The following is a 19787-nucleotide window of genomic DNA, read 5'->3' as shown; positions in this document are numbered from 1 at the left end:
GAAATAAAACTCAAAAGATGAGTGGCGGCGCGAAGTGCCGCCACTCATCTTTTGAGTTTTAGATTTATTCCTTTTATTCCTTAGGAGCGGAGTTTCGCACCGTTAGCTTACCGATGCCCCAAGCAAGACCAAATACTACTAACGTGCCCGTGACACCTGCTAGAGCGGTGGATACTTTTTCGTTCGTAATAGCTTTAAAGGAATATTCTGAAAAGATTTGGGAAAATGGAAGTTGCTTAGCTGGTGGTTCGGCAGCGGCTTTTTCTTCAAATTTTAAATCCTTGGAAACACGATCTAGTCCATCGGGATCTTTATTAGCAAAAGGAGATAGAAATGCGGCAATACTTAAAGCTAAGGCTAATCCTGCAAATACAACAATACGATTTTTATTCATTTTCTTTACTTGGCTTGAGCTTCGGACTTCTATAATCAATCATCAATTTTACTGACGGCAGTATTTGGAGAGTCGTAGATTAAATCAGGACGAGTACGCCAGAGAAAACTGGTTATCGCTAGAGTAATAAATGCTTCCCCAATACCAATCATGAAATGCCACGATAGCATCGCTGATAACCCTAAAGCTAAGGGAATGGTATCTGATAAAGCCAACTCCACCGCACAAACTGTCGCCGCTACCACAACACTAGTCCATGCAGCGATCGCTGTGCCAAAACTCATGCCCAGCCAAGTATTTTGACCAACTAAAGTCCGAACCGCCCGATAAAGGTAATAACCAGCAAAAGTTCCAATTAAGCCCATGTTTGTGATGTTTGCGCCTAATGCGGTCAACCCACCATCCTGAAACATAACGGATTGCACGATAAAAACGACCGACATCACCAGCGAACCCGCCCAAGGACCTAATAAAATCCCTGCCAGAGTGCCCCCCAGCAGATGCCCAGAAGTTCCACCCACAATCGGAAAATTAACCATTTGCGTAGCAAAAATAAAAGCAGCACAAACTCCCATTAATGGAACTGTCCGTTCTTTGTATTCCGATTGCACTCGATTGAGCGAGAGCGCCATTAAGGCGATCGCGATCGCTCCTGTGGCTAAGCTGACAGGGAAACTAAGGTAGCCATCGGGAATATGCATAGCTAAATGTATTGGAAATGCAAACATCTTCACCTCAAAAGTTTCTTGAAAATTATATTAATTGTAAATTTAGGATTTCGCATCAAAGAAAACAAAGAAGTTATCAGTGCAAGACTTGCGATCAATTGCGATCGATATTTCATTTCAGAATTAGGTAGGCAAGCATAGCAAAGTAATACCAATTCACGAAAGTGTTGTCACACTTTCGTGAATTAAACACCAAACCCAGTAAGGTTTTGAGATTCCCAAAATGGCGTTGCCATTTTGGGAATTAATATTCAGTTATGCCAAAATATTTATTTTGATAATGATTATCGTTATTAATGTATAATCCAAATAATGCAACACGATCAAAATCTTGATAGCAAGGGCAAAGCAAAAGCGAAAAGATGATTGGTAGTGCAAAGCGCTACCAATCATCTTTTCGCTTTTATGTCCTAAGCAAAACTTTTGCTAGTAGTATGAGCCAATTCAAACTTTTTAATAATCTTTTTAATAATGAAGAAAGAGAAGGTTTCTTTTTCCCATTATGGACTTGGATGTTGTTAGCTTCCTTAGGGCTTCACCTTGCTCTCCTATTGTTACCCAACATGCTCAAGCAAAAAACTGATGAAACCAATGTGGTAGATCGGTCAGAATTACAGAAAATTAGAGTTATAGAATTACCATCTACGCCAGTTAATTCTCTTAAACCCTCTCCTTATATTAAGTCGCCATCTCTCCCAATAATTGACAAAACTTCAGCCTCAAATCCACAACCAGTTTCCCAGAATTATTTAAATAGTTCTAGAAACAACTTCTTAAATGCTTCTTTGCCTAAACAAGAATTACCGCGAGAGCAGCCCATATCCAAAGCTATCACAAAGGAACATCTAGTAACACAGGCAGAACATCAAAGTTCAGAAACCAAAACATCCTCTCCAGATGTATTTAAAGATCCGTTTGTCGATTTTCCCCAATATTCCAATGCGGGAACTGGCTCCTTCGGTTTACTCCAAGGACAGGAGGATTTAGCAAGTCAGCAAACAAGCGATCGCCAAGATGTTGTAGCTTTGTATTTTGAAAAAGAATTACCCGCTAGAAACTATGAAATAAAAACTTTATCTAGCGATTCAACTCGCAAAGTTTATCAAATATTTAAAGGTGGACTGAGCAAGTTTCTCAACTTAATAGTTCGTGAGGGAAAGGGAACAGCGATCGTCCTTGCTAGTCAACCACTGGATCTGGAGAATTTGCAAGCCTTGGTTGTAGCTAGTCAAGCCGAAACGGATTTTGATATTGTCCTCAAACATTTAAGTGACTTAGGTGCGCAAAGAATAGCAATTCCTGAATTTTATTTTGCTCAACCAGAAAAGTTTTATGCTAAATCCGTAAAAGATCCTAATAGCTATGACATTGACAACCCTCAATTTGGTTTTGATGGTAACTTCGTTGTCATTTTAGACAAAAATCCCGAACAATTATTTAGTAATTTCTTTGCACCTCAACTTCAAAATCATAAATTTGACATCTCTCAAATGTCTGATTATGGTGGTGGCTTAATTTACAAAGTGAAGCAAGGTTCTTTTGTGAGATATCTTAATCTATTGCCAACCCAAAGTGGTGTGGGGACAGTCGTTGTGATCTGGAAGAGTTTACCAAAATATAGCAAATAAAAACCCTAAAGATTAGTGGCGGCGCTTTGCGCCGCCACTAATCTTTTAGATTCTGAGTTGCTATAGCAAGTACCGCTGCTTATTACTTTGTAAGTAGTTCAGCATAAGTAAACTTAAAACTTAGAAGAGCGTACCGCCCGCTACGCGGGCGGTACGCTCTCTAGTTTTGTTTTTTAATTATGCTGAACTACTTAAATGGTGTAAATTTGCCGCCCAAGCCTTCCACAATAGTTTTCGTATTTGCCATGAAGAACTTTTGATAGGTGTCACCATCAGATCCTATTTCGCCTAACCCATCAGCATATAACGGATGTTCCGCTACTTTGACATTAGCCTCTCTTGCTACGGCGTTAATCAATTTAGGATTGATCGTCAGCTCGGCAAAAATAATTGGAACACCTTCTTTTTTGATGGAACTAACCAGATCCGATACGCGCTTTGGCGTTGCTTGTTCCTCGGTGCTGACTCCCTGTAATGCACCTGATACGGGAATACCATAGGCTTTAGAATAGTAGCCAAAAGCATCGTGGGTGGTTACCAATTTGCGCTGGTTAGGGGGAATGGTCGCAACTTGGGCTTTGATCCAACTATCAAGACGGAGAAGTTCATCACTCAGTTTCTTAGTATTAGCTTTGTATAGCGGCTCTTGACTTGGCTGGATCTGATTAAGACTCGCGCCTACAATCTCCACAATTCTCGATCCATTGCGAGCTGAATGGAACACATGGGGATCGTTGACGGTCTTTCCATCATCTTCAAATTGTTGTGGTATCGGCACTGCCAGCTCGTTTACCGCAATTTTAGTGAAGTTATTATTCGTGGCATTAATCATTTTAATGATGTCAGGCTCAAAGTCATAACCAGCATAGAGAACCAAATTGGCGCGGGCGATCGCTTGGCGATCGGCAGGTTTAGGTTTGTATGCATGGGGATCGGAGCCAGCATCAATGAGGCAAGTCAAATCAACCGTATCTTGAGCAATTTGCTTGGTGACATCACAAAGCACACTTGTCGTAGCCACAACCTTAGGCTTGCTAGCCTGCGCCATAACGGCACTCTGACCCAAACAAAAATAGCTAGCAGAGGCGGCGACAGCCGAGAAAAAAATACTTTTCCAAGGTTGAGGTTTTGCGAAAAAGTTCGTTGACATAGTTTCTAAGAAGGGTATGCTTATAAGAACGATAATCATTATCATTCAGCATGTAAATGCTAACCATAAACCCTTCATAAGTCAACTCAAAAAATAATCCCTAAAAAATCATGCAAACTCCTCAAATCGATATTCCCAAACGGGGAATGCCTGTGACCATTGTCACGGGGTTCTTAGGGAGTGGGAAAACGACCCTCCTCAATCAAATCCTCAAGAATCGTCAAGATTTAAAAGTCGCGGTTTTGGTGAATGAATTTGGAGACATTAATATTGATGGTCAGTTACTTGTCAATATTGAAGATGGCATGGTGGAGCTAAGCAATGGCTGTATCTGCTGCACGATTAATGACGGCTTGCTTGATGCTGTGTATAACATTTTGGAACGGGAAGATCGGATTGATTATATGGTGATTGAAACGACGGGAGTTGCCGATCCTCTGCCGATCGCTTTGACTTTTTTGGGCACAGAACTAAAGCATCTCACACGCCTCGATTCCATCCTTACCGTAATTGATACGGAGACATTCACTGCTGAGCATTTTGGTAGTGAAGCTGCACGGAGTCAAGTGCAGTACGGCGATATTATATTGCTCAACAAAACAGATTTAGTGCCAGAGGTGCAGGTCGATCTGTTGGAGGCGTATCTTCGCCAGACCAAGCCCAAAGCGAGGATACTGCGATCGCAACATGGTGAAATTCCATTGCCTTTGATTTTAGATGTGGAACTAATAAGTACTGACGCTTATCAGCAAGAAGAGCATGAACATCACGAACATCATCACCACGAACATCACCATTCTGACCATTTAGCCAATGATGGATTTATCTCAGTCTCTTTTCAAAGCGATCGCCGATTTGATTTGGATAAGTTCACCTATTTCCTCGATAAAGTAATGCCCGTTGATGTATTCAGGGCTAAAGGTATTCTCAGTTTTGCCACAGAAGCTTGCCATTTTATCTTTCAGTTAAGTGGCAAGCGCTACGAGTTAAATTATGACCATCGTCGGGAAACTGCTACCAATCAATTAGTTTTCATTGGCAGAAATCTTGATGCCCAAATGCTTCAACAGCAATTGCAGGAATGTTTGATAAGTAGCTAGGCGCAATTACAGCGCTTCGCGCTCAAACCCAAACCAAGGAAATTTTTGAAAGCGTTGCTTCGCAACGCTTTCAAAAATTTCCTTGTGGTTCGTTTGATCGATAATTGCTGTAAATATCAAACCCCAAGACCTGTAGCGCACGCTGCGCGTGCGCTACAGGTCTTGGGGTCTTATACCAAGTTAAGCAATGGCTACGCCATTGCTTAACTTGGTTCCCCAAATATAAGTAGCGGTGCGAAGCACCGCCACTTATATTTGGGCTTTGCTTGGTGTTAGCGCATTGATTCGCGATGGACTTTGACTAATTGAATTTCATCTTCTTCGGCAAGATATTTATTCATCATATAGACCACATACTCAGGCTTGAGATTGCTATCGGGTTTGCAACTACCCATGAAATGAATTTTTGGGAATTCAGGATCGGGATTGAGAACATTAATTGCAAAAATGCGATCGCGTAATTCCAACATCTGATTGCGTCCCGATTTCGACACCTTGGGCATTTGAATGGAAGTAGCCGCAAGCACGCAGTAGCTTGCACCTTCGAGCAAATCCATAATATCAGCAGCATTACGTTCCTTCGGCGTAATAAATGTACAGGTGAGCGTATATTCAGCCACTTCCAACATCGCATCTAGGGAAGGAGAATGGACAGGCACTTCTTCGATCGCATAGATCGGTAAATCACTGTCAAGCTCAGCCTTAAAGCGCTCTTGAAACTCTTCAAGGGGAATAGTTGCGGTCAGTTCAAAATCGACAAACTCAGCGCTGCTGGTTTGCCCAAGGGGGAGAGCCTTAGCGATCGAGATACGCGGTAATGGGTTAAAGCCTTCAGTATGGGCAATGGGTAAAGCTGCACGCCTTGCCGCACGCTGGAAAAAGCGATGTAAGTCTAAATGGGAAATCAAACTCATATCGCCCAATTTGCCAAATTTAAGGCGAATACGCTGTACCCTCGGCGGCACTTTCGGCTTCTCTAGGGAAATTGGCGGCACTTCTGGTGGCGGAATTACCTCATTATGCCCAAATTCAGGACCACAAACACCACATTCGGAACAACCTCCAAAGGAACAATCGGGAATTACTTGAGCGGCGATCGCTCTTTCCCAATCCTCGATCAGCCATTGCTTATCAATCCCCGTATCAACATGATCCCAAGGTAAAGGATCGGACATCTTGAGGGATGGCGCATCCCATACCAGATCAGCTTCCGCGATCGCCTGTGTCCATGCACCAAAGGCTTTTTCGGTATTCTCAAACCATGAGTCCATACCTGCACCTAGTTGCCATGCGCGATGTAGCACCTTACCCAAACGGCGATCGCCCCGTCCGACAAAGTCTTCCATGGCACTAATACGCACTTCGGTATAGTTGACCTTCACTCCACTCAAGCGGCGGAACTCTTTACGAAGTAGCTGTTGCTTCCGTACAAATTCGCCACTAGAAACGGTATGCCATTGGAAAGGCGTATGGGGCTTGGGTGTGAAGTTAGAAATGGTCAAGTTAAACGAGATTTTCTTTCTTCCCTTTTGTGAACATTCCTGTTGTAGCCATTCCACCGTGTTAACGATGCCAACCACATCTTCATCGGTTTCCGTCGGCAAGCCAATCATGAAATAGAGTTTGACCTTATCCCAACCTTCGACGTAGGCAGTTTTAATACCCTGTAGTAACTCTTCATCGGTCAAGCCCTTATTAATTACATCCCGCAAACGCTGCGTCCCTGCCTCTGGCGCAAAGGTTAAACCTTGCTGGCGACCATCACCACTGCGGAGCATATGGGCAATATTCTCATCAAAGCGATCGACTCTTTGGCTGGGAAGGGAAAGGGTGACATGCTCATCTTTGAAGCGATTCTTGATCTGTACGCCTACGGATGGTAGGGCGAGATAATCGGAACAAGAGAGAGAAAGTAAGGAAAATTCGTTATATCCAGTTTCGCGAATCGCTCTCTCAATGGTATCTACAATCTTTTCAGGATCGACATCACGGGCGGGACGGGTGAGCATCCCTGGTTGGCAGAATCGACATCCGCGAGTACATCCCCGTCGAATTTCGATCACGAGGCGATCATGAACCGTTTCAATTAAGGGAACTAAGCCAATACTATGTTCGGGTCTCGGGGTGGCGACGCGACGGAGAGCGCGGGGAGAAACATCGTGGCGATTGGGTTTAATTGCCCCTGTTCTCTCATCCATGTCATAGAATTCTGGAACGTAAACGCCATCAACTTCATTGGCAAGATCGAGCAGGATTTCGCGACGGGTTTTGCCTGCTAGTTTGGCTGACTTAATCACTTCGCCAATTTCAGGTAGCAACTCTTCGCCATCACCAAGGGCAAAGAAATCAAAGAAGTCGGCATAGGGTTCGGGATTGGATGTGGCGGTCTGTCCTCCTGCAAAAATTAATGGACATTCCTCAATACTTAACTCACTCCGCTCTCGCCATGTCATCGGAATGCTCGCGAGGTCAAACATTTCCAGAACATTGGTTGCGCCCAGCTCATAGCTAAGGCTAAAGCCTAAAATGTCAAATTCCCGTAGCGATCGCTTGGACTCAACGGCAAACAAATCTGTGTTAGTTGCGCGGAGTTTTGCCGAGAGGTCTGGCGCGGGAAGATAGGCGCGATCGCATAGCTGCCCTTCTTGAGAATTAATAATGCTGTAGAGAATGATATGCCCCAAGTTTGACGCACCCACCTCATAGATTTCGGGATAGGTCAGCGACCAACGCACGATCGCATTGTCCCAAGGTTTATGCACTGCGCCAAACTCGTTGCCTAAATAACGAGCAGGTTTAAGAATTTCGGAGGTAAGTAACTGTTCTACGGGTACGGGCATAGAATTTTTCACGATTTGAGCTAGCCCTATTTTACATTTAGCGCGATCTCGATATTACGAGAAAACGCCCAAAATGTATCCTTGCTATTTCGATCTCTAGATTTGTATCATAAGCAAGCTTTTTCTAAAACCTGACATCTTCGTAAAGATCGACAAATTTCCCTTCAAAATTGATGCTCGACAATTGGAATTTATCTTGCTCACTTGAGTATGACTTTAATACCCAAAGTCCTTCTTGATTGCGGCAGAAGCATTCAAGACGTTGACGTTTGGCGTTGACTAGAACGTATTCTTCTAGAGTTTCTATTTGTTGATAATCAGCAAATTTATCACCACGGTCAAATGCTTCTGTGGACTTTGATAGAACTTCGATAATTAGTTTAGGATATCTCTTTTGATTTTGTGATTGGGTATCTCTAGGATCGCAAGTCACCATCACATCTGGATAATAAAATCGATTTAATGAATCGATTCTTGCTTTCATATCTGACATATAGACTCGACAACTAGAGCCACGTAAATGGTTGCGGATTAAAAAAGCCATGTTTAAGGCGATCGTAACGTGAGGATCGTTTGCACCAGCCATTGCATAAATATATCCATCAATATATTCATGTTTAATTTCGCTCTTCTCCTCCATTTCGAGATATTCGTCTGGAGTTATGTAATCAAATTTTGGATTTGCGATCATAATTAGTAACTATTTTAAGGATATGGACATGGCTTCATAACTATATGAGCTAAACCTATTTTACATTTTGCTTCAAGGGATTTATCACCGATCTATCTTGCTCTTAGTAACCGCATATTCGTATATTTCCATAGGATTCAGCGATCTCTTAGAATTGCCAGTACGCACATATAGATCTAACGAATCTTCAGTTTTTCCATCTTTATTTTTCTTTTTTAGTTTTAGAAAGGCTGGCTGAATAGCTTTGCGAACGTAAACAGCACAAATATATTGCCCATTAATATTCTCAAAACGGATTTTTAGATTCAGTAAAAACTTTTTTCCGATGCTGTTCTCGATTTGTTGGAATAGGTGGCGCTCAAATGAATCTAGAGAACCATTTTTTAACGTACTGATATCTTTTTCTAAGCCGAAAATATTGCCATTATCCTCAACCCCAATCAATACCGTCCCGCCATCTGTATTTAAGAATGAGGCGATCGCTTTAAGTACCTCTTGTTGTAATTCCTTGTTCTCACGATTATTTCTGACATCCCACTGAAAAGAACTTTTAAATTCGACATTATCGCTTTCGATTCGTTTAATCAATTCAGGAATGGGAATTAGATCGCCAATTTGCTTAATTGTAGTGGTAAATCGCCTGAGTTCCCGTTCTTCTAGTTTTGTGAATAATTCTGTTGCGGTATCAGCAGAGTCGATGACAACTTGATTGGCGATCGCAATGTATTGTCCCCAATATTTGGCTTCGAGATCTTGCTGATTTTCTTCAAACCATTGTTGATTTGGGAGATTGCCCCAGCGATTGAGATAGGCGATCGCCTCTTGAATTGAATCATTGAGGGTGTCAAATGCGTTACCTGTAGGTGGATTCTTGGATATGTAGTCCCAAGCTTTTGATTTCCAAGCGCGATGGCAGTCTTCTAAGGATTCGTTAGCGGTGAAAATAATCACAACCGATGATAAATTGTGCTGCTGAACCCAATCAAGAATCGTAAAACCCGCATTGACTTCATCGTACATTCGCATATCTGAAATTATGACATCAAAGGGAGATGCTAATTTTTCTAATGCTTCTGATGTGGTGGTGGCAGTAACGATTTCCTGATAGCCAAAGTCTTCGCGTAGCCATGTCAGTAATTCATTCAAGTTATCGGCGCGGTCTTCGATGACTAAGAGGTGGACGTTTTGGGTCTGCATGGGTGAGTTTTTAATTTCTACAATGTCTTACTGCAAAGCGTTTGATGATAAATAAGGCAAATATATCTGAAATCTTACCCCTTTTCCTGCTTCGCCAACTTCCCGAATTTGTCCACCCATTTTTTTGATGGTTTTACGGGCAATGAATAGTCCCAGTCCGCTACCTTTATCTTCGGGGGATGTGGTTTTTAGTGGTTGAAAGATCCATTCTTTTTTATCGTTGGGTATGCCTTGACCGTTATCTGTAAATTCTATATATAAAAATTTGCGATCGCCAGGGATGGTCGGACTGCTGATGTCTGATGGATTGATCAAATCGCTAGAATACATACGAATCGATAAATTTGAGTTGCCATAATTATGTTTGAGTGAATTTTCTACTAGTTCATTGAGAATACTTTTAATTTTTTCCTCGTCACCATTAAATTCTGAGTCGGGATTACGAATGTCAAGGCGAATACGCACACCGTCAATGCGCGGTTGACTTGTCCAGTTTTCTGGCTCCCATTTTTCAAATAATCGATGCACTAAAAAGCGATTTCTGCGAATGGTTTTACCTTCATTAATAGATTTGAGATCGTTGATGGCTTTTTGGGTAATCTTTAGCTGTAAAAGTAATTTTTCAAACTGTTGGTATTGCGAATCTTCAGTTGTAAGTTTACGCATGGCGCGACGAGTTTTGGACTCAATTACGGCGAGTTGATTGTTTACTTCGTCAGAGATGTCATGAGCAGTTTTAGAAACAATTTCTATTAGCTGTTTGTAGTTACTATGTGAAATCCCTGCGATCGCGGCTTTTTCATTGGCTCTCTGACTGGCGATGCCCTGTTGTAATTTTTCAAAGTCATTGACAATTTCTTTAACGAGAGGGTGTTCTCCTTCCATTCTCCTGAGCAATCGATAGGAAATCGATCTCAGCACTGCTATTTCGTTACCAATCTTGTGATACATGGCACGATAGAGCATTTCAATATCATCAATTTGTTCTTCATCAGCTCCAAATAATTCGTAGGAAGTTTCTTCGTCAGCGTTAAGGGCGATCGCTTTCATGGCTTCAGCATAGAGAGGTGAGTCTTCTTGAATTTGACGTAACAAATTAATTGCTTCTTGACTATTTGGATTGGTTGCTAAAAGGCTACGGGCAGCATAAAGAATTGTTTTATCTTGTTCGTCTGAGTTGGCGATCGCTTCTTCAAAAAATTGTTTGCCTAAATCAATTTGACCTAATCGATAATACAATCGCCCAAGATTTAATCGAATAATATTAGCGTGATAGGTCTTTTGTGTAGCTAAACCAATACCTAAGAGTTGAGACAGTGCGCTTTCATAATCACCTTCTCTTTCGAGATATTGTGCATACTTCAATCGAAAATAAGGTTTATGAGGATTGATTTTAGCTAGAATTGACCACTTTTCATATTGAATTAATAAGCTTGAATAATCATTGATTATTCGAGAATCTGTATTGTTAATACTCAATGCAATTTCAAAAAAATGAAACGCTTTATCTACATCCCCGTAATCAGTTAGAGATTTTGCGTAGGATCTCAAAATATGAATATCACAAGGATTTTCTTGAATAGCTTTTTCAAAAACTGCGAAAGCTTCCGTAAACCTTTCTAGCTTTATAAGAGTATTGGCATAATTGGTTAGAGTAATAATATTATATGGTTCTAACTGAATATTTATTTCTAGTATATGTAGTGACTTTTCATATTCGCCAACTTTAAACAAAGCATTTGCATAGCAAGTCAACGTCCGAACGTCTCTATCGTCTAACTCCAAAGAGAAAGAAAATAATTCTAGTGCTTTGGCATAACTTCCTTGTTTTACTAAAGCATTGGCATATTGATTAAGAATAGAAATATTGTATTTATCAATTTCTAAATAGCGATCAAAGATATCATATGCTTTTTTATAGTCTTCACATTGAAGTAGTACACTAGCATATCTATAAAGAATATATGTATTTTTATCCTCTAAATTTAGTAGATATTCAAAAAGAAAAATAGTAGATTCAAAGTTGTTGTTTTTAATCAAGTAATTAATATAATCAATAAGAGATTGAATTATATTGGTTTTATTTTTGTTTGAAATCTTTTCAAACAAAATTATTGCTTCATTGCATTTGTTTTTTTCTAGAAATAAATCTGCAAATTTATAGATATTTTTATTAGTTACGCTAACTATCCCCAAAAGATTCTCTACAATATCCAGTGCTTTTTTCTCGCAATTACATACTAGTAAAGTGTTTATATATTCATTGGTTATGGCAATATTATTGAAATCTAATCTATAAATTTTTTCAAATAATTCTAATGCTCTTTCTCTTTTGTTATCATTAGCTAAAGAATTAGCATATACAGTTAAAATATCAATGTTGTTAGGTTCAATTTCTAACCAAATTTCATATATTTCAAAAAACTTATTTCTATCTGGTTTTTTAGCTTGAAGTACATAATCTAAGTAATTAATCAATATAGTTGAGTTGGTTGGATTTTCATTAATCCAAAAATTCAAAAATATTTTCGCTAAGTTTTTATATATATTTCTAAGTCTTATTTCTTTTATAAAAGACGACAAAAAACTCATTTTCATTGAGCCATATCCACTTTTTAAAGAATTAGAAAATAATTCATGAGAGAAACAACATGAAAAAACATTAGTAATTTCATCTTTGTTCTCATTCAAAAATAAAGCTTCTATATAATCTGTTAAAAGTTTAGTGTATTTGCTTCTTAAAGTTGTTTTTTTAGGTTGTTCAAATTGTTGATCTGCAAGAAGTAATAAAGATGACGAAAATACACTATATGCTTTCTCCTTACAACCTTGTATTGCCAGAGAATTAGCATAAATATTGCGTATCAGCCAATTTTTATTGTCTTTGGATAAGATAATTTCGCATAAGCTACAAGTTAAATCATACTTTTTTGCTTTGTAAGCTATTTCTGCATAATTTACCAATACTAAAATATTTTTTGGATCAGTTTTTAGTATATCTACAAATAAGGTTAAAGCAGAATCTACTTCGTTTAAATCTAATAAAAAATTTGCATACTTTACTAGTATATCTATAGTGTTTGGATATTTAATCAAGAAATCCTGAAATATCTTTTTCGCTTCTTGATAGTAATTGTTTCTAATTAAAAATGTTGTGTATCGATTAACGATGTAAACACTCTGAGTGTCTATATTTAATGACTGTTCAAATAAATAAATTGCCTCTTCCAATTTCCCAGCATTAGCGAACTCCCAAGCTTGCTTACTGAGTCCCATTGCTTTCTCTACTTCACTAGAATTAACTACTTCACTAGAAGCATCTATCTTATTTACACCTTGCGAAGTAGAATCACTCATATCAAAACCCTGCTTATCCTTAACTCATATTTTAAAGCGATGTCATCTATACCATGAACTAAACACGCAATATATCATTCAAATCTAGTTTAGCCTTTCTGTCTGATTATTTACTGAATATAGAGATCGCTAATCTATTATTCATCATCAATACCAAGCGATCGCAACTTTGCTAATAACAGATCCACCTGTTTCTGTACAGCATCAGCCCGATACCTCTCGATATCAGCTTTTTCTTCACCAGTGAGATAGCGATCGCATCTTTCATCAAACCAACTTAAAACTTCGCGTCTAAAGCGATCGCTTGGCAATACAGCACGACCAATCCCTAAGCCGATTTCTGGCATCCATAGAGGTTCACCAATCTGTAAGCTGTAGGAACCAAAATCCGAATGCGTAGTACCCACTACGCAGGCACTACGCATTTCTAGGTTTTAAGTTTATTTTTTGAGGTTGATTAATATAAAATGTATGGAGCATACTGCGGTTTATAAATAAGCGATCGCTATGTCTGCACAGTACCAGATCCACAAAGATACGATTGACCAAGTAAGTCAAAGGGCAGACATTGTAGATATCGTGTCTGAGCGTGTCGTGCTACGCAAAAGTGGGGCAAATTTTCGGGGAGCCTGTCCTTTTCACAACGGTACAAACGCCAGCGCCTTAACCGTTAACCCATCGCGGCAGATGTACCATTGTTTTAACTGTGGGGCAGGCGGTGGGGCAGTCAAGTTTTTGATGGAGATCGATAAGCGATCGTTCTCTGACGTAGTTTTAGATTTAGCCAAACGCTACAACGTTCCCATTCAAACTGTCGAGCCCGAAAAAGCTCAAGAAATTCAGCGTCAAATCTCCCATCGCGATCGCCTATACGAAGTAATGGCGTTGACGACGAGTTTTTATCAACACGCACTTCATGCCCATCAAGGACGAGCCGCCTTAGCCTATCTCACCGAAAAGCGGCAAATGAGCCAAGATACCATCCAGAAATTTCAACTAGGTTATGCGCCTGCGGGTTGGGAAACCCTGATGGGATATCTGGTACAGCAAAAGCAGATTCCCATGAAGCTTGTGGAAGAAGCAGGTTTAATCGTTCCGCGTAAAACGGGAAATGGATTTTACGATCGCTTTCGCGATCGCTTGATGATTCCCATTCACGATACTCGCGGTCGGGTCATTGCCTTTGGTGGACGCTCTCTCGGTGATGAGGAACCCAAGTATTTAAATTCTCCTGAAACAGAACTCTTTAGCAAGGGTACTGTTTTATTTGCGATGGATAAGGCAAGAGATGAGATTGCCAAATCCGATCGCGCAATTGTCGTCGAGGGATATTTTGACGCGATCGCTTTGCATCAAGCGGGAATCGGACAAGCGATCGCCACGATGGGTGTGGCTCTCAATGCCGACCAGATGAAGCAATTGCTGCGCTATACCGAATCCAAAAATGTAATTTTAAATTTCGATGCCGATAAAGCAGGAATTACGGCCGCAGAAAAGGCGATCGCGGGATTTAAAGAACTAGTTTTTAATGGAACTGTGCAATTACGAGTTCTGACGATGCCCGATGGCAAAGATGCCGATGAATATCTGAAACAACATAGCGCTGGAGCCTATCAAGGCTTACTCGAAAATGCGCCGCTATTTCTCGATTGGCAAATCGACCAAATTCTATCAGGACAGGATCTCAATCAAGCCGATCGCTTCCAAAAGAGTAGTCAAGCGATCGCGCAATTATTAAACAATCTGCCCGTCGATTCCTTCTTCCGTACCCATTACATTCATACTTCCGCCCAAAAATTATCTCAAGGAAATTCTTACCTAGCATTGCGTCTAGAGCAAGATCTGCGCCGCCAATTACGCAATACGAGATGGAATAGCAATAAACCCGCTCCATCACTCTCCCCTACAACCAATGCATTACATTCTGCGGAAGCCCAACTTTTGCAAATCTATCTGCATTTTCCTCAACATCGCGCCTACCTATACCAAGAGATTGCCGAAGAAGAGAATATTGAATTTACCCAATCGAATCATCGCTATCTTTGGCAAACAATTCTCAATCTTCTCCAAGCCAATAAAACTTCCCTTGCAACGGAGGAACCCTATCCCGATCATCTAGTCCAGCAATTACAGATTCTCTGTGCGGAACAAGAAGAAGTCGCCCAGCAATTGCAGCATCTGCTTTGGCTCGATGAAAATTCCCGCGTTGCCCTACTCCGCCCTCAGATTGTCGTGAGAACAGCGATCGCGAAGATTCAATACATCATGTGTGAGAAACATGAAAAGGACTGGCTGAGTAAATATCAAAGTACGGATGTGATTGCCAATCCCGATTTTGGCTATGAATGTCAAGCGAAAATTAAAGAAGCCAAACAACGCAAAGCGGAAATTAGCAAACTGATCGGAGTTAATTATCTCGATTTATCTGGTGGTGGTAGCAGTACTAGTGATAAGAACGTTATTGAATTTTAAATTAAATTTTAAATTCAATTATTTTTTAGCGGTAGCCAGTTATGTTAGGACAAACTCAAAACCCAAAATAGAGTTGCGGCGCGTTGCGCCGCAACTCTATTTTGGGTTTTAGGTCTTAACTACAATCGACACCAAGTTCGCGTAACTTTGCTGCTAGTATTTCCGATCTTTGCCGTTCTTGTTCGGCTTGTTCGGCGCTCCATAGTAACAACTTGCCAGAGCGATCATACCAACGCAACCAATTCATCGATTGCCCTAATCGCGTTCCCAACCAAATGCCGAGAAATAAATCTAGTTCTGGAATCCATACCTGTCCTTGACTATTCGGTTCTTGCAGCACATACCGACCATTCTGTAAGCACCGTACCTCTATACTCGGCACGGAAGGATCGTAGATAACATAAGTCGGGACTTGCAAAATTCTTTCGTAAAAATAAAGCTTGCCATAGGGAGGAGTTGCCCTAATCGAAAGTTCGCCACCCTCTGTCTCTGATAGAAATTCCATTGCGATCGCCACAGGTTCGCCTTCTAGATTTGGGGTATAACTGCGCCGCGCAAACTCTTCGCTAATGGGATTAACTCTAGGCACATAAAACCAATCAGGAGCTTTGACGATAGTTCGCGAATTTATGGAGGCAACTAAACCAAAGTTAGAACCAATAAGCATTTCTGGTTGGATTAGTCCTGCGGCTCCTAAGGCATCGGTGAGCGCAGCAGCTAAAATCGGTTGTTGAATATTTTCCACGGGATCGTCGGGTAATACAAAATCAGCGGGTAAAGCTTCCCAAGTAATGTTTGGCTCGATTTTAATGGGTGAGACTTGGAGAACCATAAAATTGACCTCAACCGCAAAAGTTTTAGTAATTTGCTTATTAGTAATTTGCTTATTAAGTAGTTCGGCATAATTAAAAACCAAAACCAGCGAGCATACCGCCCGCTATGCGGGCGGTATACTCTTCTAGGTTTTAAGTAAACTTAAAACCTAGCTACTTAGTAATTTGCTTAGTATAGCGTTTCCTTCTTTGTGTAAAGATGCCCCGTATGGAGTTCGGGACTATTGATAAATCTTAAGTAACCAACCGATCGCACCGCCAGCGAGTACTAACCAGACCGAATTTAATTTCGGAAATTTGAGCAGCATGGCAAGACTGGCGATCGCAATAATAATTGTCCAGATATCGGTAAGAGTTCCGCGTCCTAATTCCCATGCTACGGCTGCCATCAAGCCAATGGAAGCAGCATTCACTCCATCTAAGAAACCCGCAGTCCAAGGTGATTTGCGTAATTTTGAGACAAAGGGATTTATTAATGGAACTAACATAAATGCGGGTAAGAAAATACCAATTGTCGCCGCGATCGCTCCCAAATTTCCTGCGATGAGATAACCAATAAAGGTTGCCGTCGTTAAAATTGGTCCAGGCGTAAACTGCCCGATCGCTACAGCATCCAATAACTGCTGTGAAGTTAGCCAATGCAGACGATCGACAAATTCTTGTTGCACAAAAGCCAATAGGACATACCCACCACCATAGAGGAAGGAACCAATTTTAAGAAAGCTCCAAAATACAGCTAGCCAAGTTTTCGGGTGACTTTCGGTAGCGATCGCGCCCAAGGTAAATGTTCCCCAAGACAAGGGAGAAATCGTAAAGGACAAAAATCGAGATTTTTTGAGAGAATCGAGATTAGCGACTAAGGCGACAATCAGCCCAGCACTTAGCATGAGAATGATTTCGTTAATAGAAAGTAAATATAAGACCAACACCAAAATGCCCGCGCTCCAAGTTGCAGCACTTTTTAGTCCCGATCGCCCCAGTTTGGTCAAAGCTTGAAGGACGATCGCAATAATTACGGGTTTGATCCCGTAAAGTAGCCCACCAGCCGTAGGAATTGATTGGTATTGCCCATAGGCGATCGCCAATCCCCATGTCATCAGCATTGCAGGCAAAATAAAACAACTTCCCGCGACAAGCATCCCTCTCCATCCAGCGCGCTCCAAACCCACATGAATTACTAACTCGGTGGAATTCGGGCCTGGAATTAAATTGCTAATACTCAGCAAATCTAATAACTTCTCCCGACTGAGCCATTGGCGACGCTGTACCACCTCCAATTCAATCTGGGCAATGTGAGCGGCAGGTCCGCCAAAGGCAGTTACCCCTAATTTGCTAAAAACTAGGGCTATTTCACCTAAGGAAGTTTTTTTAGGTAACAGGGGATCCTGATCGTCTGGTAAATTTTCTGCCTCTAGATCTGTTTTTGTATACTCAGGCATATTTTTTTAAAATTATGTGCGACATACTCATTACCTGTAAGCATTATTTAGAGTTTTTAAACCGCTAAAAACTTGTGAACTAGTTAATCCTGATGAGCATACACAAAGCTTTATACTTTTTGTAGGTATCACAGAATACTAAATAGTTTTTGCCAAATGTTATCGATATGGTAGATTCGCTCAAATCAAAGTCAATACAGCAGTTACAGACCTCAGTAGATTCTGAACTAGGATTATGTCCATCGGAGCCGATGTTTTACTACTTTGCTTACGGTTCCTGTATGTGTCCTGTAGATTTGAAGCGATCGCTTGGTGAAGCAGCCCATCATTATGTCGTCGGGGTGGCGCGTTTAAGTGGTTATAGACTCGGTTTTTATTACCGATCGCCCCATCGCGATTGCGGTTGCTTGGATATTGTGAAGGATCCGAATTCCTATGTAGAAGGGGTTTTATATTGCTTGCCGATGCGCTTGAGCGATCGCTTAGATATCCGTGAGGATGTATCGCGAGGGGGCTATCAGCACGAACTGATCACGGTTACGGTTGATAAAAAGGTCTATACAAATGTGCGGACTTACAGCGTTGTCAATAAGCTATCTCGCGAACTCGCGCCCAATGAGTGGTACTCCAATGTAGTGCTGCGCGGTGCTTCTACCTGTGGCTTGACCGAAAAATACTTCTGGCAACTCTTCTATCACATTTACCGCTTGCAATCCTATCACCAGCGTCAATATAGCTAAACAAAGCCTAGAGGGGCGTAAAGAACGCGTTGCGTTCTTTACGCTCTTTATTTTTTTACCTTTGGGTATTGAGAAAGGATTTGCTACGCAAACCCTTTCTCAATACCCATTTCTCAATTTATTTTTATGTTAGCCTCAGAATTAATTGCGAATAAACCTTGGAGGAGAAGCTGATGACACAGGCTTACTTAGAGCCACAGGATATCGACGAAACAGCGATCGCTAAGAGCCATCTTGATTCACTTAGCAATCTCTATGAATGTGACTTTAATCTATGGGTTGAGGCAACAGTACAGCTATTGCGTGAGGGGCGATTAACAGAACTAGATGTAGTGAATTTACTCGAAGAAGTAGAATCGATGGGAAATAGTGATAAACATGCTTTAAGTAGTGATTTAGTCGTAGTTTTACTACATTTACTTAAATGGCAATATCAACCACACAAACGCACAAGAAGTTGGGAAAAAAGTATCGCCGAGCATCGTCGTCGCATAGATGAATGCTTTGAGGCGAGTCCTAGTTTGAAAAGATATTATTTGCAAATATTTGATAAGTGCTATCGAAATGCAAGGAAACAAGCCAAAATTGAAACAAAATTACCTTTAGACCATTTCCCTGAGATTTGCCCTTTTACTTCTGAGCAAGTGCTTGATGAAGATTTTTTGCCTGAATAGGTGATGGGAGTGATATAGCTATAGTCAGTAATGTTAGGACAAACATCAAACCCAATAGAGAGTTGCGGTGCTTCGCACCGCAACTCTCTATTGGGTTTGATGTCCTGACTTAAGTGAATATAGCTATAATTAAGGCTCTATGTTTCGGTTAGGTCAATTTAAGCCCTATGGTTTTCACAAGGGGGAGATACAGTCAGGTTTGCCAAATACTGAGAATGGCTGCTGCAATTTTTTTGACGGGTTCGATGAGGCCAGATGCTTTGCTAATTACACCTGTGAAGGCATCAAGTAAAATTGGAAGCATTCCCTTTTTTTGTGATGGCTCTTTGGCTGACATTTCGCCAATTTGATTGAGATATTCGAGAGCTTTTTGCTTGTCGGGTTCGCCGAGTTCTGAGGAATTTTCGACGGCTTTTTGAGAGTGTAGAGTATTTTGTGTAAAGTCTGGGATATATACAGAGAGACAATCTAGACACACAACTACTAACACCAAAACAGATGAATATACGCAAAGAACTGCTCGATGAATTGTTGCAAGAATGTA

At 40.9% G+C, this 19787-nt stretch carries 16 protein-coding genes; 5 read left to right on the top strand and 11 right to left on the bottom strand.

What is annotated here, in order from left to right:
• Positions 1-73: 73 nt before the first annotated feature.
• On the bottom strand, positions 74-394 hold the full coding sequence (locus PseudUWO310_RS09195; RefSeq protein WP_142600371.1) for a PDGLE domain-containing protein: 321 nt from the start codon (positions 392-394) through the stop codon (positions 74-76).
• Between the two features lie 35 nt (positions 395-429).
• Entirely contained in the window at positions 430-1122 is a 693-nt protein-coding gene (locus PseudUWO310_RS09190) for an energy-coupling factor ABC transporter permease (RefSeq protein ID WP_142600370.1), read from the bottom strand.
• 434 nt (positions 1123-1556) lie between these two features.
• On the opposite strand from PseudUWO310_RS09190, the gene PseudUWO310_RS09185 reads away from it, so the two are divergent.
• Positions 1557-2750, top strand: a complete 1194-nt coding sequence (locus tag PseudUWO310_RS09185; RefSeq protein WP_142600369.1) for a hypothetical protein — start codon at positions 1557-1559, stop codon at positions 2748-2750.
• 187 nt (positions 2751-2937) lie between these two features.
• Here the strand turns inward: PseudUWO310_RS09185 and PseudUWO310_RS09180 are convergent, their stop codons facing one another.
• Positions 2938-3900, bottom strand: coding sequence for a metal ABC transporter solute-binding protein, Zn/Mn family (locus tag PseudUWO310_RS09180; protein ID WP_142600368.1), 963 nt, complete (start codon positions 3898-3900; stop codon positions 2938-2940).
• Between the two features lie 110 nt (positions 3901-4010).
• On the opposite strand from PseudUWO310_RS09180, the gene PseudUWO310_RS09175 reads away from it, so the two are divergent.
• A complete protein-coding gene (locus PseudUWO310_RS09175) occupies positions 4011-5000 on the top strand; it encodes a CobW family GTP-binding protein (protein ID WP_142600367.1) in 990 nt (329 codons plus the stop codon).
• A 272-nt stretch (positions 5001-5272) separates the two neighbouring features.
• Here PseudUWO310_RS09175 and PseudUWO310_RS09170 read toward each other — a convergent pair whose 3' ends face one another.
• From PseudUWO310_RS09170 to PseudUWO310_RS09150, 5 genes are all read right to left on the bottom strand, one after another.
• Positions 5273-7840 (bottom strand): TIGR03960 family B12-binding radical SAM protein, encoded by a 2568-nt coding sequence (locus PseudUWO310_RS09170; protein ID WP_142600421.1) that lies wholly within the window; start codon positions 7838-7840, stop codon positions 5273-5275.
• A gap of 124 nt (positions 7841-7964) precedes the next feature.
• A complete protein-coding gene (locus tag PseudUWO310_RS09165) occupies positions 7965-8531 on the bottom strand; it encodes a Uma2 family endonuclease (protein WP_142600366.1) in 567 nt (188 codons plus the stop codon).
• An 84-nt stretch (positions 8532-8615) separates the two neighbouring features.
• Entirely contained in the window at positions 8616-9728 is a 1113-nt protein-coding gene (locus tag PseudUWO310_RS09160; protein ID WP_142600365.1) for an RNA-binding domain-containing protein, read from the bottom strand.
• A gap of 27 nt (positions 9729-9755) precedes the next feature.
• The gene (locus tag PseudUWO310_RS09155) at positions 9756-13085 is read right to left on the bottom strand and encodes a CDC27 family protein (protein WP_142600364.1); all 3330 of its coding nucleotides are present in this window, start codon (positions 13083-13085) and stop codon (positions 9756-9758) included.
• Positions 13086-13222: 137 nt separating this feature from the next.
• Positions 13223-13510, bottom strand: coding sequence for a hypothetical protein (locus PseudUWO310_RS09150; RefSeq protein WP_190315962.1), 288 nt, complete (start codon positions 13508-13510; stop codon positions 13223-13225).
• An 82-nt stretch (positions 13511-13592) separates the two neighbouring features.
• Between PseudUWO310_RS09150 and dnaG the strand changes: the two genes are divergently transcribed.
• A complete protein-coding gene (gene dnaG, locus PseudUWO310_RS09145; protein ID WP_142600363.1) occupies positions 13593-15557 on the top strand; it encodes a DNA primase in 1965 nt (654 codons plus the stop codon).
• Between the two features lie 115 nt (positions 15558-15672).
• Here dnaG and PseudUWO310_RS09140 read toward each other — a convergent pair whose 3' ends face one another.
• On the bottom strand, positions 15673-16389 hold the full coding sequence (locus PseudUWO310_RS09140; protein WP_142600362.1) for a Uma2 family endonuclease: 717 nt from the start codon (positions 16387-16389) through the stop codon (positions 15673-15675).
• 222 nt (positions 16390-16611) lie between these two features.
• A complete protein-coding gene (locus tag PseudUWO310_RS09135; RefSeq protein ID WP_142600361.1) occupies positions 16612-17829 on the bottom strand; it encodes a chromate transporter in 1218 nt (405 codons plus the stop codon).
• A 167-nt stretch (positions 17830-17996) separates the two neighbouring features.
• On the opposite strand from PseudUWO310_RS09135, the gene PseudUWO310_RS09130 reads away from it, so the two are divergent.
• Together PseudUWO310_RS09130 and PseudUWO310_RS09125 are read left to right on the top strand one after the other, a co-directional pair.
• Positions 17997-18569: a gamma-glutamylcyclotransferase gene (locus tag PseudUWO310_RS09130; RefSeq protein ID WP_142600360.1), complete on the top strand. Its 573-nt coding sequence runs from the start codon at positions 17997-17999 to the stop codon at positions 18567-18569.
• Between the two features lie 173 nt (positions 18570-18742).
• Positions 18743-19243 carry a DUF29 domain-containing protein gene (locus PseudUWO310_RS09125; protein WP_142600359.1) on the top strand — a complete coding sequence of 167 codons (501 nt, stop codon included), beginning with the start codon at positions 18743-18745 and terminating at the stop codon, positions 19241-19243.
• Positions 19244-19436: 193 nt separating this feature from the next.
• Here the strand turns inward: PseudUWO310_RS09125 and PseudUWO310_RS22830 are convergent.
• Positions 19437-19787 (bottom strand): hypothetical protein (locus PseudUWO310_RS22830; RefSeq protein WP_223805593.1); only part of this gene is annotated, 351 nt, incomplete at its 5' end.

Origin of the sequence: Pseudanabaena sp. UWO310, from assembly GCF_006861605.1 — a bacterium.
Taxonomy (GTDB): domain Bacteria; phylum Cyanobacteriota; class Cyanobacteriia; order Pseudanabaenales; family Pseudanabaenaceae; genus Pseudanabaena.
This window is presented reverse-complemented; position numbering and strand designations above follow the sequence as displayed.